Consider the following 25,708-nt stretch of genomic DNA (forward strand, 5'->3'; position numbering starts at 1 on the left):
ATGACTGAAACCACCACCACGGCGGCGAAGCCGCGCCTCAAGCAGCGCTACCAGGACGAGATCAAGTCCGCGCTGCTGTCCGAGTTCAGCTACGACAACGTCATGCAGGTGCCGGGTGTCGTCAAGGTCGTCGTCAACATGGGTGTCGGCGACGCGGCCAAGGACAGCAAGCTCATCGAGGGTGCCGTCCGTGACCTCACGGCCATCACCGGCCAGAAGCCGGTCGTGACCAAGGCCCGCAAGTCCATCGCCCAGTTCAAGCTCCGTGAGGGCATGCCGATCGGCGCGCACACCACGCTCCGCGGCGACCGCATGTGGGAGTTCCTCGACCGTCTCGTGTCGATCGCCCTCCCGCGCATCCGCGACTTCCGTGGCCTCTCGCCGAAGCAGTTCGACGGTCGGGGCAACTACACGTTCGGCCTGACCGAGCAGTCGATGTTCCACGAGATCGACCAGGACAAGATCGACCGGGTCCGGGGCATGGACATCACCGTGGTCACCACGGCGACCAACGATGACGAGGGTCGCGCGCTGCTCAAGGCGCTCGGCTTCCCCTTCAAGGAGAACTGACATGGCCAAGACCGCGCTGATCAACAAGGCGAACCGGAAGCCGAAGTTCAAGGTCCGTGCGTACACCCGCTGCCAGAAGTGCGGCCGTCCGCACTCGGTGTACCGCAAGTTCGGCCTGTGCCGCATCTGCCTTCGCGAGATGGCGCACGCGGGCGAGCTGCCGGGCGTGACCAAGAGCTCCTGGTAATCCAGTCCCAGCTCAAGACCAGACCACACACCTCTGACACCGTAGGTCGGCCACAGCGGCATACCGCTGAAAAGGGCAGCTAGCCCGAGGTCGAAACCCCGGTGAGGAAGGGCGGAGAAGCCCAAATGACCATGACTGACCCGATTGCGGACATGCTGACCCGCGTCCGGAACGCCAACTCGGCGCACCACGACGTCGTCTCCATGCCGTACTCGAAGCTCAAGAAGAACATCGCCGAGATCCTCCAGGCCGAGGGCTACATCGCCTCCTGGAAGGTCGAGGAGGCGGAGGTCGGCCAGACGCTGACCATCGACCTCAAGTACGGCCCGAACCGTGAGCGCTCCATCGCCGGAGTGCGCCGCGTCTCGAAGCCGGGTCTGCGCGTCTACGCCAAGTCGACGAACCTGCCCAAGGTTCTCGGCGGGCTCGGCGTCGCGATCCTTTCGACGTCGTCCGGCCTCCTCACGGACCGCCAGGCACACGAGAAGGGCGTGGGTGGGGAAGTCCTCGCCTACGTCTGGTAAGGAGACACTGACATGTCGCGTATCGGACGACTCCCTGTCTCCATCCCGTCGGGTGTGGACATCGCCATCGACGGCCAGGACGTCGTGGTCAAGGGCCCGAAGGGTGAGCTCGCCCTCACGGTTCCCGCCCCGATCACGGTCGAGAAGGGTGACGAGGCCCTCGAGGTCAAGCGCCCCAACGACGAGCGTGACTCGCGGTCGCTCCACGGCCTGACCCGCTCGCTCATCAACAACATGGTTCTCGGTGTCACCGAGGGCTACGAGAAGAAGATGGAGATCCACGGCACGGGTTACCGTGTCGCGGCGAAGGGCTCGGACCTCGAGTTCTCGCTCGGATACTCGCACCCGATCCTCATCCAGGCTCCCGCCGGCATCAGCTTCGCCGTCGAGAACCCGACGCGTTTCTCGGTGCAGGGCATCGACAAGCAGCTCGTCGGTGAGGTCGCGGCCAACATCCGCAAGCTGCGCAAGCCCGACCCGTACAAGGGCAAGGGCGTTCGCTACGCGGGCGAGCAGATCCGTCGCAAGGTTGGAAAGGCCGGTAAGTAAGCCATGGCAATGATCATCAAGCGCGGCAAGAGCAAGGCTGCCGCCCGCATCCGTCGCCAGGTGCGCGGTCGCAAGAAGATCGCTGGCACCGCGGCCCGTCCCCGCCTCGTCGTGTCCCGCTCGAGCCGGCACCTCTTCGTCCAGGTCGTCGACGACACGGTCGGCAAGACCGTGGCGTCCGCCTCGACGATGGAGGCCGACCTGCGTGCGTTCGACGGTGACAAGACGGCCAAGGCCAAGAAGGTCGGCGAGCTCGTCGCCGCCCGGGCCAAGGACGCCGGTGTCGAGGCCGTCGTGTTCGACCGTGGTGGCAACAAGTACCACGGCCGCGTCGCGGCGATCGCCGAGGGTGCCCGTGAAGGTGGGCTGTCCCTGTGAGCAAGCACATCGTGAAGGCAATTGTTGAGATGAGGAACATCTGATGCCCGGACAGCAGCGTCGAGGCACCGGCCCCGCCGGTGAGCGCGGCGGCGAGCGCGGCGACCGCAACGAGCGTCAGGACCGCCGCGGCGGTCGTGACAACCGCGACAGCCGTGACGCCGAGAAGAACCAGTACGTCGAGCGCGTCGTGACGATCAACCGCGTCGCCAAGGTCGTCAAGGGTGGTCGTCGCTTCAGCTTCACCGCTCTCGTCGTCGTCGGCGACGGTGACGGCACCGTGGGCATCGGCTACGGCAAGGCCAAGGAAGTTCCCGCGGCCATCGCCAAGGGCGTCGAGGAGGCCAAGAAGGGCTTCTTCAAGGTCCCGCGCATCCAGGGCACGATCCCGCACCCCGTCCAGGGTGAGGCGGCCGCTGGTGTCGTCATGCTCCGTCCCGCCGCTCCCGGTACCGGTGTCATCGCCGGTGGCCCGGTCCGTGCGGTCCTCGAGTGCGCCGGCATCCACGACGTCCTCAGCAAGTCGCTGGGCTCGGACAACGCCATCAACATCGTGCACGCGACGGCGCAGGCCCTGCGTGAGCTGGAGCGTCCCGAGTCCGTCGCGGCCCGCCGCGGCAAGACCCTCGAGGAGGTGGCCCCGGCCGCCATGCTCAAGGCTCGCGCCGCCGGCATCGCCGAGGCCAAGGCTGCCGAGAAGGCGGGTGCGTGATGGCTCGTCTCAAGGTGACCCAGATCCGTTCCGAGATCGGTGGCAAGCAGAACCAGCGTGAGACGCTGCGCAGCCTCGGTCTGAAGCGCATTGGCGACGTCGTCGTCAAGGAGGACCGTCCCGAGATCCGCGGGATGGTCAAGACGGTCACGCACCTCGTGGCCGTCGAGGAGGTTGACTGACCATGGCTGACAACGCCAAGAAGTCGGGCGAGTCCGCCCTCAAGGTCCACCACCTGCGTCCTGCCCCCGGTGCCAAGACCGCCAAGACCCGCGTCGGTCGTGGTGAGGGCTCCAAGGGCAAGACCGCCGGTCGCGGCACCAAGGGCACGAAGGCCCGTTACCAGGTCCCGGAGCGTTTCGAGGGCGGCTCGATGCCGATGCACATGCGCCTCCCGAAGCTCCGTGGCTTCAAGAACCCGTTCCGCACCGAGTACCAGGTCGTGAACCTGGACCGCCTGCAGGTCCTCTTCCCCGAGGGTGGCCAGGTCTCGGTCGAGGACCTCGTCGCCAAGGGTGCCGTCCGTGACGGCCACCCGGTGAAGGTCCTCGGCACGGGTGAGATCTCCGTCAAGGTCGAGGTCGAGGCGCACAAGTTCTCGGCTTCCGCCAAGGAGAAGATCGAGGCCGCCGGCGGCTCGGTCAAGGCACTCGCCGACGGCGAGTGACGACACCACACATCGTGTGAGACAGCGCCCCGGGCGCCCAGCCCGCGGCCGACGAGATGTCGGCGATCGCGGACGGGATGCTCGGGGCGCTGTGTCTGTGCGTTAACCTTCCACGGATTGCTTGACTTGACCCCGCGCCCACCGGCGCGGCCCCAGGAGGACCCAGTGCTCGCCGCTTTCGCTCGCGCGTTCCGTACCCCGGACCTGCGCCAGAAGCTGCTCTTCACCCTCGGCATCATCGCGCTGTTCCGGCTCGGTTCCCACGTCCCCGTCCCGGGCGTGAGCTACCAGCTGGTGCAGAACTGCCTCAAGGCCACCAAGGCGACAGGCGGGAGCGACCAGAGCGGGTTCCTCAACCTGGCCAACCTCTTCAGCGGCGGCGCGCTGCTCCAGCTGTCGGTCTTCGCGCTCGGGATCATGCCGTACATCACGGCGAGCATCATCATCCAGCTCCTGACGGTCGTCATCCCGCGCTTCGAGGCGCTCAAGGAGGAGGGCCAGTCGGGGCAGACGAAGCTGACCCAGTACACCCGCTACCTGACGATCGGCCTCGCGATCCTCCAGTCGGCGACGCTCGTGACCTTCGCGCGCAACCCCTCCACTCTTTTCGGCGCCGGCTGCGACACGATCATGACCGACCAGTCGACGGTCACGATCCTCATCATGGTCCTGACGATGACGGCCGGAACCGGCCTCATCATGTGGTTCGGCGAGCTCGTCACCGACCGCGGCATCGGCAACGGCATGTCGCTCATGATCTTCACCTCGATCGCCGCCGGCTTCCCCGCCTCGCTCTGGTCGATCAAGGAGAACAAGGGCTGGGGCACGTTCCTCGGCATCCTCATCATGGGGATCTTCGTCATCGCGGCCGTCGTCTTCGTCGAGCAGTCGCAGCGCCGCATCCCGGTCCAGTACGCCAAGCGCATGGTCGGTCGCCGGATGTACGGCGGCACGTCGACCTACATCCCGCTCAAGGTCAACATGGCCGGTGTCATCCCGGTCATCTTCGCCTCGTCGCTCCTCGCGCTGCCCGGCCTCATCGCCCAGTTCAACACGAAGGCCGACGGCACCGGTCCGGGGTGGGCCCAGTGGGTACGCGACAACCTCGTGCGCGGCGACCACCCGATCTACATGCTCCTCTACGTCGGGCTCATCCTCTTCTTCACGTTCTTCTACGTGTCGATCACGTTCAACCCGACCGAGGTCGCCGACAACATGAAGAAGTACGGCGGCTTCATCCCAGGTATCCGCGCCGGGCGACCCACGGCCGAGTACCTCAGCTACGTCCTCAACCGGATCACCGTTCCGGGTGCCCTCTATCTCGCCCTGATCTCCTTGATCCCCCTCATCGCGCTCGTCCTCGTCGGCGCGAACCAGAACTTCCCGTTCGGGGGTACCTCGATCCTCATCGTCGTCGGCGTGGGTCTCGAGACGGTCAAGCAGATCGAGGCGCAGCTCCAGCAGCGCCACTACGAAGGGTTCCTCCGCTGATGCGACTGATCATCCTCGGGCCTCCCGGTGCCGGAAAGGGCACGCAGGCCGCCCGGATCGCCGAGCGCCTCGCCATCCCGGCCATCTCGACCGGGGACATCTTCCGGTCCAACATCAAGAACCAGACCGAGCTCGGCCGGAAGGTCGAGGCGATCCTCGCCTCCGGCGGCTACGTCCCCGACGAGGTCACCAACGAGATCGTCGCCGACCGCCTCACGTGGGACGACGCCGTCAACGGCTTCCTCCTCGACGGCTACCCGCGCACGGCCGGTCAGGTCGACGCGCTCGACACGATGCTCGAGGACCACGGCCACCAGCTCGACGCCGTCCTCGAGCTGACCGTCGACGAGGACGCCGTCGTCGCGCGCCTGCTCAAGCGCGCCGAGACCGAGGGTCGCGCCGACGACACCGAGGACGTCATCCGCGAGCGCCAGGCGATCTACCGCCGCGAGACTGCCCCGCTCGCCGCCCACTACGAACAGGCCGGCCTGCTCGTCCAGGTCGACGGCATGGGCGAGGTCGACGAGGTCACCGAGCGCATCCTCGCCGCCCTCCCGCAGCACGCGTGACCGGCGCCTGACGCCAGATCCGACCCAGACAGGACCGCACCCCATGTTCGGACGCCGAAAGCTCCAGGGCCGCACCGACGAGCAGCTCCTCCTCATGCGTGAGGCGGGGCTGCTCGTCGGGCGCACCCTCGAGCTGCTCCGCGGGGCGGTGCGCCCGGGAGTCACGACGCTCGAGCTCGACCGCCTCGCCGAGGACTTCATCCGCAGCCACGGCGGGGTCCCCAACTTCCAGCTCGTCCCGGGCTACCACCACACGCTCTGCACGAGCGTCAACGACCAGGTCGTGCACGGCATCCCCGGCCCGCGGGTCCTCGAGGCGGGAGACCTCATCTCGGTCGACTGCGGCGCCGAGGTCAAGGGCTGGAACGGCGACGCGGCCTTCTCGATGGTCGTCGGTGGTCCCGAGGCCGCGCGCCAGGACGACCTCGACCTCGTCGCGGCGACCGAGACGAGCCTCTACGCAGGTATTGCGGCCATGCAGGTCGGTGGCCGGCTCTATGCCGTGGGCGACGCGGTCGAGGCGAGCATCGAGGCGGCCGCCGAGCGGGACGGCCGCGTCTACGGCGTGATCGACGAGTACGTCGGGCACGGCATCGGCGAGCAGATGCACATGGACCCGCAGATCCCCAACTACGCGGTCCGCGAGACCGGGCCCAAGCTCGTGGCGGGCTTCACCGGCGCGATCGAGCCGATGGTGACGCTCGGCACGACCGAGACCCGGATCCTCGACGACGACTGGACCGTCGTCACGACGGACGGGTCGCGGGCGTGCCACTGGGAGCACTCCGTCGCCGTCCGCGAGGAGGGTCTCTGGATCCTCACGGCCGTTGACGGCGGGGAGGCTGCGCTGGCAGCCGTCGGAGCGGCATACGCCCCGCTCTCCTGAGCCACGCTCCCTCGGTGCGGCGCTCCGTTCCACGACGAGACGCGAGCGCGTAACGTCGCGAGGGTGACCCTTCCCCGAAGCACCCCGAGCGCCCAGGGCGTCGACCCCGCGGGTCTGCTCGCCTTCCTCGACAGCGCCCGGGCGCACGACCTCGGCTTCCACAGCCTCATGGTGGCCCGCCACGGACGCGTCATCGCCGAGGGATGGTGGAGCCCGTATGCCGCTCACCGCCCGTCGCTCGTCTACTCCCTCTCGAAGACGCTGACCGCAACGGCGGTCGCCCTCCTCTCGCAGGAAGGTCTCCTCACGCTCGATGACCTCGTCCTCGACCACCTCCCCGAGATCGACCGCTCGACCGTGGACCCGCGCTGGCGCCGGGTGCGCATCCGGCACTGCCTCTCGATGACGATCGGCCACGAGACCGACGCGTGGGACCGGGTCTTCGAGGGCCATCCGGATGCCGTCGAGCCGGGGACGGACTGGGTGCCGTGGGTCTTCGCGGTCGCTCCGACGACCGAGCCGGGAACGGTCTTCGCCTACAACCAGGTGGCCACCTACCTCCTGTCGGTCGTTGTCGGCCGGGTCGCCGGCGGGGGACTGCGCGGGGTGCTCCGGACGCGACTCCTCCCGGCCCTCTCCCTGCCGGACGGCGGGGAGCTGCTCTGGCACACCGACCTGCTCGGCCGTGAGCTCGGCTTCAGCGGGGCCCATGTCGGCACCGAGACGATCCTGTCCCTGGCCCAGCTGTACCTCGACCGCGGGCTGTGGCAGGGCCGCCGCATCCTGTCCGAGGCGTGGGTCGACGAGGCCACCGTGGCCTTCGGGCCGGACAACCGCGACCCGGCGAGCGACCCCGACTGGCGGCGCGGCTACGGCTACTCCTTCTGGATGCAGGCCGTCGGCTACCGCGGCGACGGCGCCTTCGGCCAGTTCCTCGTCGTCCTGCCCGAGCAGGACGTCGCAATCGCCATCACGAGCGAGCAGCCCCGGATGCAGGAGACCCTCGACGCGCTCTGGGAGCACGTCGTGCCCGCCGTCGGCCGCATCGGGAACCCGACGCTCGACGACGAGCTCGCGGAGCGCCTCGGCTCGCTCGGCTTCGAGCCGCTGGAGGGTCCGGCTCTCGGGCCCGACTACGCCGAGTTCAAGCGGTCGGGATCCTCCGACTTCTCGACGCCCTACACCGCGGTCTCGGTGACGCGGGAGGGCACCGGTCACGTCGTCGGTCTCGTCCGCGACGGCGAGCACCTCTCCTTCCGCACCGGGCCGGGTGAGTGGGTCGAGTCGGCGATCCTCGCCCGCGGCTGGCGGCTGCCCGTCGTGGCGAGCGGCGGCTGGGTCGACGAGGACACGTTCCGAGCAGAGGCCCGGATCATCGACACGCCGCACACCTTCCGCGTCGAGGCCCGCCTCCGGAGCGGTGACGCCGACCTGGTGTGGCGCTTTGTCCCCCTCATGGGCCCCGACCCGCTCGCGCTCTGCGTACGCCCGGCCGGGTGAGGAGGGCGCGCTGTCGGTGGTCGGGGTGAGAATGGACGATGGCCGACAGACTCGGCCAGGCACGCGCCCTCGCGACGGATGGAGCCATCGATGACGACGAACCAGCCGACCACGGCGACGACGGCTGACCAGACCGATCTGCCCGACGCCCGCAGCCCGTGGCCCGCCCTGTGGGCGATGGTCCTCGGCTTCTTCATGATCCTCGTCGACTCGACGATCGTCTCCGTCGCGACGCCCGCGATCATGACCGGGCTGCGGACCGACGTCAACGCCGTCATCTGGGTCACGAGCGCCTACCTGCTCGCGTATGCCGTGCCCCTGCTCATCACCGGGCGGCTCGGTGACCGGTACGGCCCGAAGCGGCTCTACCTCGTCGGCCTCGCGGTGTTCACGCTCGCGTCGCTCTGGTGCGGGCTCACCGGCACGATCGGCGCGCTCATCCTCGCCCGCGTCGTCCAGGGTCTGGGCGCCTCGATGCTCACGCCGCAGACCATGGCGGTGATCACCCGGACCTTCCCGGCCGCCTCACGCGGCCAGGCCATGGCGCTCTGGGGGGCGACCGCGGGCGTCGCCATCCTGGTCGGACCCATCGTCGGTGGCGTCCTGGTCGACGGACCCGGTTGGGAGTGGATCTTCTTCATCAACGTCCCCGTCGGCATCGTGGGTCTCGTCCTCGCCGCCCGGCTCGTGCCGCGTCTCGAGACCCACACCCACAGCTTCGACTGGGTCGGCGTGGCCCTCTCGGCGATCGGGATGTTCCTGCTCGTCTTCGGGGTCCAGGAGGGCGAGAGGTACGACTGGGGGACGATCGCCGGACCGATCTCGGTGCCCCTGCTCATCGGCCTCGGCGTCGCGGTGCTCGCCGTCTTCCTCTGGTGGCAGTCGCGCAACCGCAAGGAGCCGCTTCTGCCGCTCGGCCTCTTCCGCGACCGCAACTTCTCGGTCGCCAACGTGGCCATCACCTCGATCGGCTTCTCGATCACGGCGATGGCGTTCCCCGTCATGCTCTACGCCCAGGTCGTCCGGGGTCTCTCGCCGACCCGATCGGCCCTGCTCCTCGTGCCGATGGCGGTCCTTTCGGGCGCCCTCGCCCCGATCGCCGGCCGGCTGAGCGACCGGGCACACCCGCGCAACCTCTCGGCATTCGGAATCGGTGCCACGTCCGCGTCGCTCTTCTGGCTGAGCCGCATCATGGACACCGCCACCCCGATCTGGGTCCTGCTGCTCCCGATGGCCCTCATGGGTGTCGGCGGCGCGTTCATGTGGGCGCCCCTCGGGGCGACGGCCACCCGCAACCTTCCCCTCTCCGCCGCGGGCGCCGGGTCCGGCGTCTACAACACGACGCGGCAGGTCGGGGCCGTCCTCGGCAGCGCAGCGATCGCGGCGGTCATCCAGGCGCGGCTGAGCGCCAACCTGCCGGGCCTGGGAGGCGGCATGAGCGGGTCGGGCTTCTCGGCGGGCGGCGCGGCGATGCCCGCACCGGTCGCCGAGCCGTTCGCTCGAGCGATGTCCGAGGCGATGCTCCTCCCGGCCGTGGTGCTCGTCATCGGCGTGATCGCGGTCCTCTTCTTCGAGCGGCCGAGACACCAGAAGGCCTGAGTCCCACCGGTCAGCGGCCCAGCGTGCCCGCCCGACCCCCCACGTGGACGACCAGGCGCTCGGCGACGACCTGGGCGTTCGCCTGGTGGACCTCGAGCGGGATCCGGGGGAGGTTCTCCTCCCAGTCGATGAGCGGGGACCCCCGGAACTGGAGCATCCGCGCGGGTCGCCCCATGAAGAACAGGTGGAGGTGGGCGCCGCCGTCCCCGTACTTCGCGACCTGGACCCGTCCGACCGAGGGCAGGTGCTCCACCCCGTCGGCGACCGCGACGACAAGCTGCCCCATCTCCGCCGCGAGATCCGTCGGCAGCGTGGCCAGGTCGTGGTGCTCGAGCGGGCTGAGGAGGGCGGCGAACGGCAGCCCGGTCTCCGGGGAGAGGTCGAGCTTCCAGCGGCCGTTGCTCCAGACGCGGGTCCCGTCGTCGGGCCCGGGGCCGGAGGCGCACCAGCACTCGGAGGCGACCTCACCGCGGCGGGCGGGCTCCTCGTCGGCGAGCGGAGCGATCGGCTTGAGCCGCAGGCCCTGCGCCTCGTAGGGGTAGATGTCCCAGCCGGGCATCCCCTCCGCGACGGCAACCGGGAGCCGTCCGTCCTCGTCGGCCGCCGCCATGATGCGCGCGTAGTAGTCCTCGATCGGCTCGGGCTCCGGAAGCGCCTCCCGCGTCAGCGGCTCGTTCGGCGGCTGGGTCGTCGGCGGCTCGTTCGTCGAGGGGTTGGTCATCGGCCCAGTATGCCGCCGGGCCGGGTCCCGTGGTCAGGCGAGCTCGGCGATGCACGCCGTCCCGACCCGGCGGAAGCCGACACCCTCGTAGACCCGGGCCACGGCGTCGTCCTGGGCCGAGCAGAAGACGGTCGTGATCCCGCGACTCATCCCATCGTGGGCCAGCGCGGCCGTGAGGGCGGCCGCGATCCCGCGTCGTCGGAACGCCGGCAGCACGGCGACTCCGACGATCTCGCTCACCGTCCCTCGCGGGTTGTGGCTGCCCCCTCCGACCGGGCCCGCGTCGGCGTCGAAGGCGCCGATGAGGACCCAGCGGCCGGAGGCGATGCGGTCCGCTGCCCAGGTGGCCCTCTCCGGCTGCGCGGCCGCCTGGGCGTCACGCTCGGCGAGCGACTCGGGCCCGACCTGCGTGCCGGCTGCGCCGAAACCGACCCCGATGGCCGCCTCGACGAGCCCGATGTCGGGGTCATCGGGCGGGAGGGGGCGAACGGTCTGGCGAACCTGGGCCGCGACCGGGTCGCCGTCGAGGACCAGCAGGGGGCACTGCTCGACCGTCATCCCGGCACCCCGGGCCGCGTCGAGCAGCGCCGGGGTCGTCTCGTGGACCCACTCGAGGGCCCGGGGGACGTCGAGCTCCTCCTGGCGGGCGAGGACAGCCGTCACGTCGCCCTTCGTCAGGCCGGCGGCCGATGCAGGGTCGAGTCCGAGACGCGGTCGCGCGTAGTAGGGCCAGGCCCCAGGGCGCGCGACGAAGAGCGTGAAGGGACCGACCTGCTCCACCTCGGCGTTCGCGCGCGGGGCCAGGTCGTAGTAGGCCTCGAGGCGGGCCCGGATGTCCGTGTGGCCTGCGGCGTCTGTCATGGCGTGCACTGTGTCAGGCGCCGGGCGGTGTCGGCCACCCGATTCACCACTCGCTCGGGGGCCCGCACCTCGCGCCACCCGCCCCGACCACTTCTCGTGTCCGCCACCGCGGGACTGCGCCCGGTGGCACCATCGGTCCATGGGGACGATCGACGACTACCTCGACCGGCTCGGGCCTGAGCAGCGGGCGCCACTCCAGCGGGTCGTCGACGTCGCGCGACGAATCGCCCCGGACGCCGAGGAGGGCACGAGCTACGGCATGCCGGCACTGCGTCTCGGCGGGCGCCCGCTCATCGGCATCACGGCATCGGCCCAGCATCTGTCCGTCTTCCCGTTCAGCCCTGCGGTCGTCGAGGCCGTCGCGCCAGACCTCCCGGGCTTCTCGTTGAGCAAGGGGACGATCCGCTTCACCGCCGAGCAGCCCGTCCCCGACGCGGTCGTCGAGCGGCTCGTCACCCTGCGCCGGGCCGAGCTCGAGGGCTGAGCGCCGCGGAGCGGTCCGCGACAGGCCCGTGGATCGCGAACGGGCTGCGGGTCACGTGGGCCCAGTAGCGGTCGCCGAACGACCAGTGCCACCACTCCGTCGGGTAGTTGACGAGGCCGGCCCGCCCCAGGGCGCGCGCCAGCGTGGCGCGAAGCAGGCGTGCGGTGGGGGTGATTCCAGGCGCGTCGAAGTAGCACGCGCCGGCGCTCTCCTCAGGGGTCGCGTCGATAGGGGTGCCCAGGTCGAGGGCCTCACCGTCGTAGTCGACGAGCGTGAGGTCGACGGCCGCGCCGGACACGTGCGGCGCCGTGGCGGGCGGTGCGACGAACCGGCTGGCCAGCCGGTCGAGCTCCGCCGGGTCGAGTCCGGAGCGCTCGGCGGCGATCCGGGACCGGTATGCCGCGTGGATCGTCCGCTGCACGATCAGCGGCCGCAGGCCCTCGACGACGAGCAGTCGCAGCCCGTCGGGGAGGAGAGCGTCGGCCTCGCCGAGGCGCTCGGCCAGCGTGCGCCGCACGAGCCGGTGCGTCCTCATGCCCGGAGCCGCGGCCGGAGGCGCCGATGACGCGGGCAGGGCAAGCCCGGGCGGCAGCGCGGGCGACGCCTGTCGAACCCGTACCCCGACCGCGGTGAGGTCGACGAGCTCGGACCCGTCCTCCACCACGGGGATGCCGGTGACGAGCGGGTCGGTCAGCAGGGTCGGCCCCACGACCGTGACCGGGGCGCTCATCGACCCGCACCCGTAGAGGTCGAGCCGACGCACTGCCGGACGGCGGTCCGGACGAGCACGTCCACGAGCTCGGGGTAGGACATGCCGGCCCCTGCCCACATCCGCGGGAACTGCGATGCCGGCGTGAAGCCAGGGAACGTGTTGACCTCGTTGAGGACCGGCCCGCCCACACTCACGAGGAAGTCGACGCGCGCGAGGCCCCGGCAGCCGAGGGCGCGATAGGCCGTCACCGCGAGCCGCTCGAGCTGCGCCGTCAGCTCCGGCGCGATCGGGGCGGGCACCGTGAACCGTGTCGCCGTGCTCGCGTACTTGGCGGCCGCGGTGAAGAACGGCTCGTCGGGGTCGCTGTCGACGAGCAGTGACGGGCCGCAGCGCACCTGCCCGTCGGGCAGCTCGAGCACCGGGACGTCGACCTCGATGCCGGCCACCTCCGCCTCGACCAGCACGGCGTCGGTCGCCACGTCGAGCGCCGTCGCAAGGGCCTCCGCGAGCGCTGCTCGCGCCGCCGTCGTCGTCGGCGCCGCCGTGGTCGCCGAAGCCGTTGCCGCCGCCGCCGCAGCACCGGCACCCGTGCGCGCCCGCCCGACGGCTGCCTCGGGGCCGGGGACCTCGGGCCAGGTCTGCCCGGGCCAGGCGTCGACCCGGGTGACCCCCACGCTCGACCCGCCGTGCACGGGCTTGACGAAGAGCGGGCCGGTGAGCCCCACGCCGACCAGGTCCTCGACGAGCCGGTCGAGCTCGGTCACCGAGCGCGTGGCCTCCAGAGCGCGTTCGGCCGGCACGGGCAGCCCCGCTGCGACGGGCACGCCGGCCGCAGCGACGACGAGCTTGGTGAGCTGCTTGTCGAGGCAGACGGCGCTCGCCGCCACGGGGGAACCGACGTAGGGCACGTCGAGCATCTCGAGGAAGCCCTGCACGGTGCCGTCCTCGCCGCGCAGGCCGTGGAGCGCGGGCACGGCGACGTCGCAGCCGAGCAGCGTGTCGACGGCGACGAGCCGGCCAGAGCCTGTTGGGGTGTGCCACTCTCCCGAGCGGTCGATGAGGACGGGGACCACCTCGTGACCCGCCCGTCGCAGTCCGTCGGCAATGCCCTCGCCGCTCGCGACGGACACGTCGTGCTCGCTGCTCGTGCCCCCGTGGATGACGGCGACTCTCATGGTTGCTCCCTTCCAGAGCGGCTCGCGTCGGCCACCCCTGTGGTGCCGACGTGCCGGCGCGCGACCCGCGCGCCGATCCCGGTGTAGATCTCGTGCTCGTTGGTGCCCGCCCAGGTGGCCCAGTCGCGGGCAGTGGGCTCGCCGCGGCCGCCGGGGCCGAGGACGATCACCTCCGTGCCCACGGCGACGGGCTCGGGACCGATGTCGGCGACGACCTGGTCCATGCAGACGCGCCCGATGAGGGGCACGCGGCGACCGCCGACCCAGACGCTCGCGCGGCCCGTGGCGGCGCGCGGCACGCCATCGGCGAAGCCGAGCGGCACCAGCGCCAGCTGAGTCTCGCGCGTCGTCCGACCCACGTGGTCGTAACCCACGCCTCTCCCCGCGGCGACCTGACGGACCTGCACGACCTGGCTGCGGAGCGCCAACGCGGGGCGCAGCCCCTCCCCGATGCCGTAGAGGCCCGCCCCGACCCGGACGAGGTCGTATGCCGTGTGACGCGCGTTGGCCTGCACTGCCGCGGTGTTCGCGAGGTGCACGACGTCGGGCCGCAGGCCGGCCGTGCGGGCGAGGTCGACGCTGACGCGGAACATCAACAGCTGTCGGTGGGTGGCGACCGCATCCGGCTCGCCTCCGTGCGAGAGGTGGGACCACACGCCCACAACGCGGATCCGGCTCGCCCGTTCGAGGTCGGCGGCCGTCGTGACGAGCCGAGACCAGTCCTCGCCGGGGCACCCGCTGCGGTGCAGCCCGGTGTCGAGCTTGAGGTGCACGCGGGGAGCTCCAGCGACCCGGGCGACGGCAGCGAGGTCGGCGGGGCTGCTCACCGACAGGTCCACCCCGGCGGCGACCGCTTCTGCGGCGCGTGCCGGGTCGAAGAGCCAGGCGAGGGTGGGGGCGTCGATGCCGGCGTGGCGCAGCTCGAGCGCCTCGCCGATCCGGGTCACGCCGAGCCAGGTCGCGCCCGCCGCGAGGCAGGTTCGGGCGACCGGCACCGCGCCGTGCCCGAATGCGTCGGCCTTGACGACGGCCATCAGGCCGGTGCCCGCGGCGGTGCGCAGGGTGCGGACGTTCGCTGCAACGGCATCGTGGTCGACGACCGCCTCGGCGAGCTCGCCTGCCAGAGGGGCGAACCCATGGCGTGCGAATCCCATTGCCGCTGTGGTCGACTCGCGTGTCTCGAACATGCCTCGACGTTAGGAGCGCGAGCCCACCCACCACATCCGGCCGTGGACCGAGCTGCACGTCCTCCCGCGGGAGGAGGCCTCACGCCGTCGGGAGGACGCGCGCCTCGGCCGGCCTTGCGGCCCCGTCGTCACCGCCGGGGAAGGCCCAGTCGATCCGGTCAGGGCAGCGCGACGGCACCGGTCTGGTAGGCGAGGACGACGAGAGCGACGCGGTCGCGGACCCCGGTCTTGGCGAGGATGTGCCCGACGTGCGTCTTGACCGTGGTCTCGGAGACGAAGAGCGCCTCGGCGATCTCGGCGTTCGTCAGGCCGTTCGCGATGGCGATCCACACCTCGCGCTCACGGCCCGTCAGCGCCGCCGTGCGGTCGAGGAGCGCGGGAGCGACGGGGGCCGTTCGGACGTACGTCTCGACGAGCCGGCGCGTCGTCGACGGTGCGATGACGGCGTCGCCGGCGTGAACCGTGCGGATCGCGGCCAGCAGGTCCTCCGGTGGCGCGTCCTTGAGCAGGAAGCCCGAGGCCCCGGCGCGCAGGGCGGTGAAGGCGTACTCGTCGAGGTCGAACGTCGTGAGGACGACCACCTTCGCGGCGCAGTGGCGGTCGGCGATGTGCCTCGTGGCCTCGATGCCGTCCATCCGGGGCATGCGGACATCCATGAGCACGACGTCGGCCGGGACCGTGGCGAGGGTGTCGAGGCAGTCCCGCCCATCGGAGCACTCCGCCACGACCGTGAGGTCGGGCTGCGAGCGCACGAGCATGGCGAACCCGGCTCGGACGAGCGACTGGTCGTCGACGATCATCACGCGGATCATCGGGTGGCCCCGATCGGGCGGGTTGCGTCGGATGCCGTTCGCGGCAGCGTGGCGACGACGCGGAAGCCGCCGCGCGGGTCGGGACCGGTGACGAGGGAGCCCCCGAGCATGTCGACCCGTTCGGCCATGCCGCGCAGGCCGTGCCCCTCGGCGCCGAGGGCGCCCGCGGCCCGGCCGGCGCCGTCGTCGACGATCTCGACGACGACGCGCCTGGGGTGGATCGTGACCGTGACCCAGGCGGTCGCCTCGTCGCCCGCGTGTTTCATGACGTTGGTCAGCGCCTCCTGGACGATCCGGTATGCCGTCAGGCCGGTCGCGGTGCCCGCGTCGCCCTCGGCGCCCGTCGGCGGCTCCCCGTCGAACCGGAGGTGCACCCGTCGCCCGCTGTCGGTGAGGCGCGTGACGAGCGTCTCGATGTCGGCGAAGCCCGGCTGCGGGGCGTCGGGAACCGCGGACTCGTCGTCGCGCAGCACCCCGAGCAGGCGGCGCATCTCCGCGAGGGAGGACCGTCCGGTCGCGGCGATCGTCGCGAGGGCGTTCGTCGCGGCGTCGGGGTCGGAGGCGGCAGCGAAGCGCGCGCCGTCGGCCTGCACGATCATCACCGAGAGCCCGTGCGCGACGACGTCGTGCATCTCGCGGGCGATCCGCTGCCGGTCGGCCAACGCGTCCGCCCGGCTCACGGCGGCCCGCTCGGCCAGCTGGTGGGCGGCGGACTCGGCCGCGTGCGTCGCGGACTCGCGCTGCAGCGCGCGCCGCTCGCGCGCCGCTCGGACCTGGTCGGCGACCGCCCAGGTGAGCACGACCACGGCGGCACTGTTGAAGAGGAAGACCGCCACCCGGTCGGTGAGGAAGATCTCGAGCGGCGGCAGGAAGTAGCCGTAGCGCACGAAGAGGAGCCCGGTCGCGAGACCGAGCGAGCCCAGGGCCGCCGTCAGCGCCCAGAGCCCGCTGCGCCGGTCGGTCCACAGGGTCACGCCGAATAGGGCGACGAGCCCGAGGAGCACGGTGGGCAGGCCGAGCATGGCGCCCACGGCATACAGCAGGAAGGCCAGGACTCCGCAGGCGACGAAGGTGGAGCGTGGGAACCGGGGGAGCAGCAGCAGCACGAGCGCTCCGAGGCCGATACCGACGTAGCCGAGGAAGGCGGGCTGCTCCTTGACGTTGACCCACCACGCGTTGGCCCCGGCGGCGACGGTGATCGAGGCGACGAAGTAGAGCAGCGCGATGATCGCGCCGACACGGTCGACCAGCGGTCGGTGCGTGGCGGCGGGGGGACCGTACGGCGCCGGGACGCCGTCGGGCGTGGCCGGTACGGGGAGGTCGGGCCGGGCGGTCACGCGAGCACACTAGCCATGGGCACGGCGTACAGGATCCTCCTGCGGGAGGAGACGCGGGGGCCGGGCGTGCGGTCGATCCGTGAGCGGCCGGCGCGATTTCAGGGAACTGGCCCGCGTGGCGTAGTCTTGATCCTTGGGTGTCGTGTGTCCGGCACCTGATGCACTCATGCACGACCAGACACGCCCCCAAGGTCGGCCCACTCCGGGTCGGCCGCCACATGGATTGACGGAGGATATGGCCAAGAAGGACGGTGTCATCGAGATCGAGGGCACGATCGTCGAGGCTCTCCCGAACGCGATGTTCCGGGTCGAGCTCACCAACGGTCACAAGGTTCTCGCGCACATCTCGGGCAAGATGCGTCAGCACTACATCCGGATCCTCCCCGAGGACCGAGTCGTCGTCGAGCTCTCGCCCTATGACCTGACCCGCGGTCGGATCGTCTTCCGCTACCGCTGAGTGCCCGCGCTGCCGGCCCGCCCGGCAGCACGAGCCCCAGCGTCCACCCAACGATGACCAACCAGCACCCGATCGTCGCAGGCCCAGCCGGCCCGCGGGGATGGGCGCGCGATCTGAAGACAGCAGGCAGATGAAGGTTCAGCCGAGCGTCAAGAAGATCTGCGACAAGTGCAAGGTGATCCGCCGCAACGGGCGGGTCATGGTGATCTGCGAGAACCTGCGCCACAAGCAGCGCCAGGGCTGAGCAGAGCTCCAACCTCGCCGTCGACAGACTTCGACAGCACGCCACACGAGTAACTCAGCAGCACCCGGCCCCTGGGACCGACGGCTCATGGAGCCGCCCAGGATGTCACCCCCGGCACGGAGGCCGGGGACCGGTGGCCGCCCGCCGAACGGGCCGGCCGTGAAACCGGACCGGTGACTGCTCCAGACCTCCGCGAAACAGAAAGAGACAGACCAACATGGCTCGTCTTGTTGGAGTCGACCTTCCGCGCGAGAAGCGCGTCGAGGTCGCCCTGACCTACATCTTCGGTGTGGGTCGCACCCGTTCCAAGGAGGCGCTGGCTGCGACCGGCGTCGACCCCAACACCCGCGTCAAGGATCTCGGTGAGACCGAGCTCGTTGCGCTTCGTGACTTCCTCGAGGGCAACTACCGCCTCGAGGGTGACCTGCGCCGTGAGGTCCAGGCCGACATCCGCCGCAAGGTCGAGATCGGTTCCTACGAGGGTCTTCGTCACCGTCGTGGTCTCCCGGTCCGCGGTCAGCGCACCAAGACCAACGCGCGCACCCGCAAGGGCCCGAAGCGCACCGTGGCCGGCAAGAAGAAGGCCAAGTGATCCATCGCCTCGGCGATCGCGATCCTCACCGAATTTCGTTCTGACGTAGGAGAAACATGCCTCCCAAGGCTCGTGTGACGAAGGTTCGTCGCAAGGAAAAGAAGAACGTTGCCCACGGGCACGCTCACATCAAGAGCACGTTCAACAACACCATCATCTCGATCACCGACCCCACCGGCGCCGTGATCTCGTGGGCCTCCGCCGGCCAGGTCGGCTTCAAGGGCTCGCGCAAGTCCACCCCGTTCGCCGCCCAGATGGCTGCCGAGGCTGCTGCCCGCCGCGCCATGGAGCACGGCATGCGCAAGGTCGACGTCTTCGTCAAGGGCCCGGGCTCGGGCCGCGAGACGGCGATCCGCTCGCTCACCGCCACCGGCCTCGAGGTCGGCGCGATCAGCGACGTCACGCCCACGCCGCACAACGGTGTCCGTCCGCCCAAGCGCCGTCGCGTTTGATCAGGCCCGAGACCAGGAAGAGTAGATAAGTCATGGCTCGTTACACCGGCCCGATCACCAAGAAGTCCCGCCGCCTCAAGATGGACCTCGTCGGCGGCGACAAGAACTTCGAGCTCCGTCCCTTCCCGCCGGGCCAGCACGGCCGTCGCCGGATCCAGGAGAAGGAGTACCTGACCCAGCTCCAGGAGAAGCAGCGCGCCCGCTTCGCCTACGGCGTCATGGAGAAGCAGTTCGTCCGTTACTACAAGGAGGCTGCCAAGCGCCCCGGCAAGACCGGTGAGAACCTCCTGACGATCCTCGAGTCGCGCCTCGACAACGTGATCTACCGCGCCGGCCTCGCCCGCACGCGCCGTCACGCCCGTCAGCTCGTGACGCACGGTCACTTCGAGGTCAACGGCGTCCGCGTCGACGTCCCGTCCTACCGCGTCGAGCAGTACGACATCATCACGATCCGCAAGCAGTCCGTCGAGACCTTCCCGTTCGAGCTGGCCCGCCAGACGTACGGCGAGCGTCCCGTCCCGGCCTGGATGCAGGTCGTCCCGGGCTCGCTGCAGATCCTCATCCACCAGCTCCCGGTTCGCGCGCAGATCGACTCGCAGCTGACCGAGCAGCTGATCGTCGAGCTCTACTCGAAGAACTGACCACCCACGTGGTGCCCGTATGCCGCTGAGCCCGCTCAGCGGCATACGGACTCAGTTCGCTTGGGGCCGGGGTCGCAGACAGAGCCGACCCCGGCCGCCCGGAGCCAGTCCGGGCAGTTTCATGAGGCGTCAAATAGCGGTCGCCCATGGGAAGGAATGAACAGTGCTCATCGCACAGCGTCCCGTGCTCTCCGAGGAAGTCGTTGCGGACAACCGCAGCCGCTTCACGATCGAGCCGCTCGAGCCTGGCTTCGGCTACACGCTCGGCAACAGCCTTCGTCGCACCCTGCTCTCGAGCATCCCGGGTGCCGCGGTCACCTCGATCCGCATCGACGGTGTCCTCCACGAGTTCACGACCGTTCCGGGCGTGAAGGAGGACGTCACCGAGATGATCCTCAACATCAAGGGTCTCGTCGTCTCCTCCGAGCACGACGAGCCCGTCGTCATGTACCTGCGCAAGCAGGGCCCGGGTGCGGTCACCGCCGCCGACATCACGCCGCCGGCCGGTGTCGAGGTGCACAACCCCGGTCTGCATATCGCGACGCTCAACGACAAGGGCAAGCTCGAGATGGAGCTGACGGTCGAGCGTGGCCGCGGCTACGTGTCGGCGCAGCAGAACAAGTCGGGCGACCAGGAGATCGGCCGCATCCCGGTCGACTCCATCTACTCGCCGGTCCTCGCCGTGACCTACAAGGTCGAGGCGACCCGTGTCGAGCAGCGCACCGACTTCGACAAGCTGATCGTCGACGTCGAGACCAAGAACTCGATGACGCCGCGTGACGCCATGGCCTCGGCCGGCAAGACGCTCGTCGAGCTCTTCGGCCTCGCCCGTGAGCTCAACGTCGAGGCCGAGGGCATCGACATGGGCCCGTCGCCGACGGACGCCGCGCTCGCCGCGGACCTCGCCCTGCCGATCGAGGACCTCGACCTCACGGTTCGTTCCTACAACTGCCTCAAGCGCGAGGGCATCCACACCGTGGGTGAGCTCGTCAGCCGGAGCGAGGCCGACCTGCTCGACATCCGCAACTTCGGTGCGAAGTCGATCGACGAGGTCAAGGCCAAGCTCGTCGGCATGGGCCTCGCGCTCAAGGACAGCCCGCCCGGGTTCGACCCGTCCGCCCTGGTGGACAACTACGGCGACGACCTCGACGACGACGAGTCGTTCGTCGAGGACGAGCAGCTCTGACCAACCGCTTTCTTGACCGAGCCCTCGGGATCCGACTCGAGACGGCCTGGTCAGACCTTCTAGGAGAAACACAATGCCCACCCCCACCAAGGGTCCCCGCGTCGGTGGCGGCCCCGCGCACGAGCGGCTGATTCTCAGCAACCTCGCGACGTCGCTCTTCGAGCACGACCGGATCACGACGACCGAGGCCAAGGCCAAGCGTCTTCGCCCGCTCGCCGAGCGCCTCATCACGTTCGCCAAGCGTGGCGACCTGCACGCTCGCCGTCGGGTCCTCACCGTCGTGCGTGACAAGGGTGTCGTCCACCGTCTCTTCGCCGAGATCGCCCCCGACATGGCGGCTCGCGAGGGCGGGTACACCCGCATCACCAAGATCGGCGCCCGCAAGGGCGACAACGCCCCCATGGTCGTCATCGAGCTCGTCCGCGAGCCGCTCTCGGCCAAGAAGGCGACCGTCAAGGAGGCCGAGGCCGCGACGAAGCGCGCTGCGAAGCAGAGCGAGTCGAAGAAGGCTGCCGCCAAGACCAAGGCCGCCGAGGACGCCGAGAAGACCGAGGCTGCTGCCGCCGTCGAGCTGCCCGCCGGCGCTGTCGCCGCGAACGAGGACGGCTCGGCCCCCGAGGGCTACACCGTCAAGGGCAACGCCGACTCGGGCCTCTACCACGAGCCTGACGGCCAGTGGTACGACCAGACGATCGCCGAGTTCTGGTTCAAGTCCGCCGAGGACGCCGAGGCCGCCGGCTTCAAGAAGGCCGGTTCCGGCTCCTGATCGCACCGCGTGATCGCCGGCTCTTCGGCCTGTGATCACCGCTGCATCACGGTCGGATCGCATCGAGTGGCCGGCTCCGTCCCCTGGACGGAGCCGGCCCTTCGTGTGTCCGGAGCGCGAACGCGGCAGAATGACCCCGTGGCTCCCATCCCCGACCGGCCCTCGGGGCAGCACGAGGTCGACCGTCGGGGTCTCGTGCTCGCCCTGCCCGTGGGCCTCATCGCGCTCGTGACAGGCTCCGTCGCCGACAGCTTCCTCTCGCCCGTCGGGCGCGCAGGCCTGCGGGTCGTGGACCTGGCCGACCGGATGGTCGACGACCTCCTCGCGTCGAGCGCGTCCACGGCGGCGACGACGCCGCGTCTCCAGGCGTTGGAGCGCGCCGTGGTCGGTGCGATCGGCGGGCGGAGCAACGTCGTCGGAGTGAGTGTGCACGACCGGCGCAGCGGCGTGCTGTGGCACTACCGGGGTGGCCGGCTCGTCCGCACCGGAAGCGTCGCGAAGGCCATGGTCGCGGCGCAGGCCATCCGGGTCGTCCGGGCGCAGGGCCGCTGGCTCTCGGCGACAGAGCAGGACTGGGCGCGCCTCGCCATCACCCGGAGTGACAACGCCTCGGCCGACGCCCTGTATGCGTTCATCGGCGGCCACGACGGTGTGGCGGCTCTTGCCGCGGACCTCGGCATGACCGAGACGGCCGCCGCCGAGCGGGTGGACCACTGGGGCCTCACCCTGACGACCCCCAACGATCTCGTCCGCCTGATGCGCGCCCTGACGGAAGGCCACCCGGCTCTCCACAGGGACGACCGCGCGTACCTGCTCGGCCTGATGGCACAGGTTGCCGACGGCCAGCGCTGGGGGGTCGGGACCGTCGAGGCCCCGGACGTCGGCGTCCGGCTCAAGAACGGCTGGATGCTCGTCGACACCCCCTGGGTCATCAACAGCTTCGGGGACGTCCGCGGCGAGGGCCGCGACTACGTGCTCGCCATCATGCAGCGCGCCCAACCCGACGAGCGCACCGGCGTGGTCCGCGCGAGCCGGATCAGCCGGGCCGTCTTCGCCGCGCTCGAGGACCCGCTGACGTGACGGGACCCCTGCCCGGGCCGGCCCTCGTCCGGCTGCGTCTCGACCTCGCCTACGACGGGACGGACTTCGCCGGCTGGGCGCTCCAGCCCGGCCTGCGCACCGTCCAGGGCGAGCTGCAGGCTGCTCTGACGACGATCCTGCGCACCCCCGAGCCGGTGCGCGTCACCGTGGCGGGGCGCACCGACGCGGGTGTGCACGCCCGGGGGCAGGTCGTCCACGTCGACGTCGACCCGGTCGCGCTCGCCGCCGTGCCCGGACGGTCCGACCGCGCGCCCGAGGCGGCGCTCGTGAGCCGGCTCGCCGGCATACTCCCTCACGACGTCGTCGTCCACGCGGCCCGGCCTGCCCCCGCCGGCTTCGACGCCCGCTTCGGCGCACTCGAGCGGCGCTACCTCTACCGGATCGCCGACCGCGGGGTCGGGCTCGACCCGCTCCGGCGCCGCGACACGGTCTGGTGGCACAAGCCGCTCGACGTCGACGCCATGAACGAGGCGTCCGTCGCGCTCCTGGGGCTGCGCGACTTCGCGGCGTTCTGCAAGCGCCGTGAGGGCGCCACGAGCATCCGTACGCTCCTCGACTACGCGTGGCGGCGGCTCGACGACGGGGTCCTGGCGGCGACCGTCCGCGCCGACGCCTTCTGCCACTCGATGGTCCGCTCCCTCGTCGGCGCGGTCGTCCCGGTGGGGGAGGGTCGCCGGGAGGTGGGGTGGCCGGCCGACCTCCTCGAACGGCAGGAGCGGGCGGCCGGCGTCCACGTCATGCCCGCCCACGGTCTCAGCCTCGAGGAGGTCGTCTACCCTCCTGACGACGAGCTGCGGGCCCGGGCCCGGCAGACGCAGGCCCGTCGTCCAGGCCTCGTGAGCCCCACCCGCCTCGAGGCGACGGACGGCCCGGCCGCGAGCGGCATCACCCCCGGCGACGTGTGATTGGATCGGGCGCATGCCTCGCCGCGCCACCCGCGCCCTGTCGGTCTCCGTCCTGACGTGCGCCCTCGTCCTCACGGGGTGCTCCGGGCAGGGCGCGACCACCGGCACCCCGACCGTCCCGACGATGTCGGCCGCCGGGGTGGCCGCGACGGCCACCGCGCCGAGCTCGGCCGGCGGACCGGGCGCCACCGACTCCGACGCGGTCGCCGGCCGCTCGAACCGGTTCACGGTCGTCCCTCCGGAGGCCTGGGGTGATGCGACGAGCCAGGCGGGTCGCCTTGCCGACCTCGAGCTCGTCCTGCTCTCCTCCCGCGCGGTCGGCAGCTTCAGCACCAACCTCGTCGTGACCGCCAAGTCCGGGGAGCTCTCCGGCGTCTGGGACGAGCTCGCCACCGGCCGGACCCAGCTGGCGGGCCTCGGGCGCACCGTCTCGGGGGCTCCCGACAAGCTCGTCGGCGGAGAACGCGCCACCGGCTTCACGAGCCGGTTCGAGCAGGAGGGCGTCGCGGTCGTCGCCCGGTCCTACGGGCTGCACCGAGACGGACGGATCTACCTGCTCACCCTCAGCTCGGCCGAGGCCGAGGCCGACCACGCCATGGCCGAGCTCGACGAGCTGCTCTCAACGTGGACGTGGACGTAGGCCCCGGCTGACGACCCGGCCTCGTCCCTGAGGGGGTCCGAGCGCCCGCGAGCACGGGCGGCGGCATAACCCGCGTGACGGCGCCCAGCGGCATACGTCAGGCTTGTGTCTCGTGGGCCATGTCGATGTCAACTCCGTCTCCTTCTCCCTGCCCGACGGCAGGCCGCTCCTCAACGACGTCTCCGTCCGGGTCGGAGAGGGGGCCAAGATCGCCCTCATCGGGCCCAACGGCACGGGCAAGACCACGCTGACGCGGATCATCGCCGGCGACCTCGCCGCCCATGAGGGCGCCGTGACCCGGTCCGGCGGCCTCGGCGTCATGCGGCAGTTCATCGGCAAGGTCCGCGACGAGTCGACGGTCCGCGACCTGCTCGTGTCCGTCGCGGCCGAGCGCATCCGCCGCGCCGCCGAGGAGATCGACCGCACCGAGCTCACCATGATGGAGCGCGACTCCGAGGACGACCAGATGGCCTACGCGCACGCCCTCGTCGAGTGGGGCGAGGCCGGAGGCTACGAGCAGGAGACCCTCTGGGACCAGTGCACGATGGCCGCGCTCGGGATCCCGTACGAGAAGGCCCAGTGGCGTGCCGTCTCGACCCTGTCCGGTGGCGAGCAGAAGCGTCTCGTCCTCGAGGCTCTCCTCCGCGGCCCCGAGGAGGTGCTCCTGCTCGACGAGCCGGACAACTACCTCGACGTCCCGACGAAGCGCTGGCTCGAGGAGGCCCTCGTCGCCTCGCCCAAGACGGTCCTGTTCATCAGCCACGACCGCGAGCTGCTCGACCGGGTCGCGACCCGCATCGCCACGCTCGAGCCGGGCGCGGCCGGGGCGAGCCTCTGGGTCCATCCGGGCCGGTTCGCCACGTACGCGGAGGCCCGCGCCGACCGCAACTCTCGTCTCGAGGAGCTGCGCCGCCGGTGGGACGAGGAGCACCTCAAGCTGAAGACGCTCGTCCAGACGCTCAAGGTCAAGGCGAAGTACAACGACGGCATGGCCTCGCGCTACCAGGCCGCCCAGACGCGCCTCGCGAAGTTCGAGCAGGCGGGGCCGCCCCAGGAGACGCCGACGCTCCAGAAGGTGACGATGCGCCTCACCGGCGGCCGGACGGCCAAGCGGGCCCTCGTCGCCGAGCGTCTCGAGCTGACCGGGCTGATGAAGCCCTTCGACCTCGAGGTCTGGTACGGCGAGCGCGTCGCCATCCTCGGCTCGAACGGCTCGGGCAAGTCGCACTTCCTGCGCCTTCTCGCAGCGGGGGGCACGGACCCCGAGCGCGAGCACCGGCCGGTCGGCGACGTCCGGCCCACGCCGGTCGAGCACGAGGGTCTCGTCCGGCTCGGGTCGCGCGTGCGGCCGGGGTGGTTCGCCCAGACACACGAGCACCCCTCGCTCCTCGGCCGGACCCTCCTCGAGATCCTCCACCGCGGTGACGAGCACCGCGACGGGATGCCGCGCGAGCAGGCGGCCCGGGCCCTCGACCGGTACGAGCTGGCCCGGTCGTCGGAGCAGACCTTCGAGTCGCTGTCGGGCGGGCAGCAGGCCCGGTTCCAGATCCTGCTCCTCGAGCTGAGCGGGGCGACGATGCTCCTGCTCGACGAGCCGACCGACAACCTCGACCTCCAGTCGGCCGAGGCGCTCGAGGAGGGCCTCGACCGGTTCGAGGGCACGGTCGTCGCGGTGACGCACGACCGTTGGTTCGCCCGGGGGTTCGACCGCTTCCTCGTCTTCGGCGCCGACGGGCGGGTCTACGAGTCGACCGAGCCGGTGTGGGACGAAGGGCGGGTCGTCCGGCCGCGCTGACGTCCCAC

At 70.9% G+C, this 25,708-nt stretch carries 32 protein-coding genes; 25 read left to right on the plus strand and 7 right to left on the minus strand.

Annotated features, from left to right (window positions below; translation table 11 throughout):
- The 13 genes from rplE to N865_RS03325 all read left to right on the plus strand — a co-directional run bounded on the left by rplE (position 1) and on the right by N865_RS03325 (position 9,632).
- Entirely contained in the window at positions 1-570 is a 570-nt protein-coding gene (rplE, locus tag N865_RS03265) for a 50S ribosomal protein L5 (RefSeq protein WP_034801576.1), read from the plus strand.
- A 1-nt stretch (position 571) separates the two neighbouring features.
- The gene (locus N865_RS03270) at positions 572-757 is read left to right on the plus strand and encodes a type Z 30S ribosomal protein S14 (RefSeq protein WP_013493557.1); all 186 of its coding nucleotides are present in this window, start codon (positions 572-574) and stop codon (positions 755-757) included.
- 125 nt (positions 758-882) lie between these two features.
- On the plus strand, positions 883-1,281 hold the full coding sequence (rpsH, locus tag N865_RS03275; RefSeq protein WP_034801578.1) for a 30S ribosomal protein S8: 399 nt from the start codon (positions 883-885) through the stop codon (positions 1,279-1,281).
- A 12-nt stretch (positions 1,282-1,293) separates the two neighbouring features.
- The gene (rplF, locus tag N865_RS03280; protein ID WP_034801579.1) at positions 1,294-1,830 is read left to right on the plus strand and encodes a 50S ribosomal protein L6; all 537 of its coding nucleotides are present in this window, start codon (positions 1,294-1,296) and stop codon (positions 1,828-1,830) included.
- 3 nt (positions 1,831-1,833) lie between these two features.
- Positions 1,834-2,208 carry a 50S ribosomal protein L18 gene (gene rplR / locus N865_RS03285; RefSeq protein WP_034801581.1) on the plus strand — a complete coding sequence of 125 codons (375 nt, stop codon included), beginning with the start codon at positions 1,834-1,836 and terminating at the stop codon, positions 2,206-2,208.
- Positions 2,209-2,251: 43 nt separating this feature from the next.
- Positions 2,252-2,920 (plus strand): 30S ribosomal protein S5, encoded by a 669-nt coding sequence (gene rpsE / locus N865_RS03290; protein ID WP_034801583.1) that lies wholly within the window; start codon positions 2,252-2,254, stop codon positions 2,918-2,920.
- Entirely contained in the window at positions 2,920-3,102 is a 183-nt protein-coding gene (rpmD, locus tag N865_RS03295) for a 50S ribosomal protein L30 (RefSeq protein WP_034801586.1), read from the plus strand. Before rpsE ends, rpmD begins: the two co-directional genes overlap by 1 nt.
- 2 nt (positions 3,103-3,104) lie before the next feature.
- A complete protein-coding gene (gene rplO, locus N865_RS03300; RefSeq protein WP_034801587.1) occupies positions 3,105-3,587 on the plus strand; it encodes a 50S ribosomal protein L15 in 483 nt (160 codons plus the stop codon).
- 165 nt (positions 3,588-3,752) lie between these two features.
- On the plus strand, positions 3,753-5,078 hold the full coding sequence (gene secY / locus N865_RS03305) for a preprotein translocase subunit SecY (RefSeq protein ID WP_034801589.1): 1,326 nt from the start codon (positions 3,753-3,755) through the stop codon (positions 5,076-5,078).
- Complete coding sequence (locus N865_RS03310; RefSeq protein WP_034801591.1) at positions 5,078-5,647, plus strand: adenylate kinase; 570 nt, start codon at positions 5,078-5,080, stop codon at positions 5,645-5,647. The genes secY and N865_RS03310 overlap by 1 nt, the downstream gene beginning before the upstream one ends.
- A gap of 43 nt (positions 5,648-5,690) precedes the next feature.
- Positions 5,691-6,533: a type I methionyl aminopeptidase gene (map, locus tag N865_RS03315; protein ID WP_034801593.1), complete on the plus strand. Its 843-nt coding sequence runs from the start codon at positions 5,691-5,693 to the stop codon at positions 6,531-6,533.
- A gap of 63 nt (positions 6,534-6,596) precedes the next feature.
- Complete coding sequence (locus N865_RS03320; RefSeq protein ID WP_051510040.1) at positions 6,597-8,033, plus strand: serine hydrolase domain-containing protein; 1,437 nt, start codon at positions 6,597-6,599, stop codon at positions 8,031-8,033.
- 90 nt (positions 8,034-8,123) lie between these two features.
- Positions 8,124-9,632 carry a DHA2 family efflux MFS transporter permease subunit gene (locus N865_RS03325; protein WP_034801595.1) on the plus strand — a complete coding sequence of 503 codons (1,509 nt, stop codon included), beginning with the start codon at positions 8,124-8,126 and terminating at the stop codon, positions 9,630-9,632.
- Between the two features lie 10 nt (positions 9,633-9,642).
- On the opposite strand, the gene N865_RS03330 is transcribed toward N865_RS03325, so the two are convergent.
- A complete protein-coding gene (locus N865_RS03330; RefSeq protein WP_051510041.1) occupies positions 9,643-10,353 on the minus strand; it encodes a hypothetical protein in 711 nt (236 codons plus the stop codon).
- A 33-nt stretch (positions 10,354-10,386) separates the two neighbouring features.
- On the minus strand, positions 10,387-11,214 hold the full coding sequence (locus N865_RS03335) for a GNAT family N-acetyltransferase (protein ID WP_034801597.1): 828 nt from the start codon (positions 11,212-11,214) through the stop codon (positions 10,387-10,389).
- A 139-nt stretch (positions 11,215-11,353) separates the two neighbouring features.
- On the opposite strand from N865_RS03335, the gene N865_RS03340 reads away from it, so the two are divergent.
- A complete protein-coding gene (locus N865_RS03340) occupies positions 11,354-11,698 on the plus strand; it encodes an iron chaperone (RefSeq protein ID WP_034801599.1) in 345 nt (114 codons plus the stop codon).
- On the opposite strand, the gene N865_RS03345 is transcribed toward N865_RS03340, so the two are convergent.
- The 5 genes from N865_RS03345 to N865_RS21575 all read right to left on the minus strand — a co-directional run bounded on the left by N865_RS03345 (position 11,667) and on the right by N865_RS21575 (position 16,921).
- The gene (locus N865_RS03345; protein WP_051510063.1) at positions 11,667-12,428 is read right to left on the minus strand and encodes a M15 family metallopeptidase; all 762 of its coding nucleotides are present in this window, start codon (positions 12,426-12,428) and stop codon (positions 11,667-11,669) included. The two genes, N865_RS03340 and N865_RS03345, sit on opposite strands and share 32 nt — an antisense overlap.
- On the minus strand, positions 12,425-13,585 hold the full coding sequence (locus tag N865_RS03350) for a D-alanine--D-alanine ligase family protein (RefSeq protein WP_051510044.1): 1,161 nt from the start codon (positions 13,583-13,585) through the stop codon (positions 12,425-12,427). The genes N865_RS03345 and N865_RS03350 overlap by 4 nt, the downstream gene beginning before the upstream one ends.
- On the minus strand, positions 13,582-14,772 hold the full coding sequence (gene alr / locus N865_RS03355) for an alanine racemase (RefSeq protein ID WP_084327896.1): 1,191 nt from the start codon (positions 14,770-14,772) through the stop codon (positions 13,582-13,584). Before alr ends, N865_RS03350 begins: the two co-directional genes overlap by 4 nt.
- Before the next feature lie 158 nt (positions 14,773-14,930).
- Positions 14,931-15,572: a response regulator gene (locus N865_RS03360; RefSeq protein WP_245603648.1), complete on the minus strand. Its 642-nt coding sequence runs from the start codon at positions 15,570-15,572 to the stop codon at positions 14,931-14,933.
- A gap of 8 nt (positions 15,573-15,580) precedes the next feature.
- The gene (locus N865_RS21575; protein WP_051510046.1) at positions 15,581-16,921 is read right to left on the minus strand and encodes a sensor histidine kinase; all 1,341 of its coding nucleotides are present in this window, start codon (positions 16,919-16,921) and stop codon (positions 15,581-15,583) included.
- Between the two features lie 235 nt (positions 16,922-17,156).
- On the opposite strand from N865_RS21575, the gene infA reads away from it, so the two are divergent.
- The 11 genes from infA (at position 17,157) to N865_RS03420 (ending at position 25,700) form a co-directional block, all read left to right on the plus strand.
- Positions 17,157-17,378: a translation initiation factor IF-1 gene (gene infA / locus N865_RS03370; protein ID WP_006946284.1), complete on the plus strand. Its 222-nt coding sequence runs from the start codon at positions 17,157-17,159 to the stop codon at positions 17,376-17,378.
- Between the two features lie 130 nt (positions 17,379-17,508).
- Entirely contained in the window at positions 17,509-17,622 is a 114-nt protein-coding gene (rpmJ, locus tag N865_RS03375) for a 50S ribosomal protein L36 (protein WP_006592630.1), read from the plus strand.
- Positions 17,623-17,839: 217 nt separating this feature from the next.
- Entirely contained in the window at positions 17,840-18,214 is a 375-nt protein-coding gene (rpsM, locus tag N865_RS03380; RefSeq protein WP_034801604.1) for a 30S ribosomal protein S13, read from the plus strand.
- Positions 18,215-18,270: 56 nt separating this feature from the next.
- A complete protein-coding gene (rpsK, locus tag N865_RS03385) occupies positions 18,271-18,666 on the plus strand; it encodes a 30S ribosomal protein S11 (RefSeq protein WP_034801606.1) in 396 nt (131 codons plus the stop codon).
- Between the two features lie 32 nt (positions 18,667-18,698).
- Complete coding sequence (gene rpsD, locus N865_RS03390) at positions 18,699-19,307, plus strand: 30S ribosomal protein S4 (protein ID WP_034801608.1); 609 nt, start codon at positions 18,699-18,701, stop codon at positions 19,305-19,307.
- A 163-nt stretch (positions 19,308-19,470) separates the two neighbouring features.
- Positions 19,471-20,493 (plus strand): DNA-directed RNA polymerase subunit alpha, encoded by a 1,023-nt coding sequence (locus N865_RS03395; protein WP_034801609.1) that lies wholly within the window; start codon positions 19,471-19,473, stop codon positions 20,491-20,493.
- Positions 20,494-20,566: 73 nt separating this feature from the next.
- On the plus strand, positions 20,567-21,259 hold the full coding sequence (gene rplQ / locus N865_RS03400) for a 50S ribosomal protein L17, sunset domain variant (RefSeq protein WP_034801610.1): 693 nt from the start codon (positions 20,567-20,569) through the stop codon (positions 21,257-21,259).
- Between the two features lie 138 nt (positions 21,260-21,397).
- Entirely contained in the window at positions 21,398-22,339 is a 942-nt protein-coding gene (locus N865_RS23220; RefSeq protein ID WP_051510049.1) for a serine hydrolase, read from the plus strand.
- Entirely contained in the window at positions 22,336-23,265 is a 930-nt protein-coding gene (gene truA / locus N865_RS03410; protein WP_245603649.1) for a tRNA pseudouridine(38-40) synthase TruA, read from the plus strand. Before N865_RS23220 ends, truA begins: the two co-directional genes overlap by 4 nt.
- 13 nt (positions 23,266-23,278) lie before the next feature.
- Positions 23,279-23,905 (plus strand): hypothetical protein, encoded by a 627-nt coding sequence (locus N865_RS03415; protein ID WP_034801611.1) that lies wholly within the window; start codon positions 23,279-23,281, stop codon positions 23,903-23,905.
- Between the two features lie 112 nt (positions 23,906-24,017).
- Entirely contained in the window at positions 24,018-25,700 is a 1,683-nt protein-coding gene (locus N865_RS03420) for an ABC-F family ATP-binding cassette domain-containing protein (protein WP_034801612.1), read from the plus strand.
- Positions 25,701-25,708: the final 8 nt, after the last annotated feature.

The sequence above is a fragment of the Intrasporangium oryzae NRRL B-24470 genome (genome assembly GCF_000576595.1).
GTDB lineage: Bacteria > Actinomycetota > Actinomycetes > Actinomycetales > Dermatophilaceae > Intrasporangium_C > Intrasporangium_C oryzae.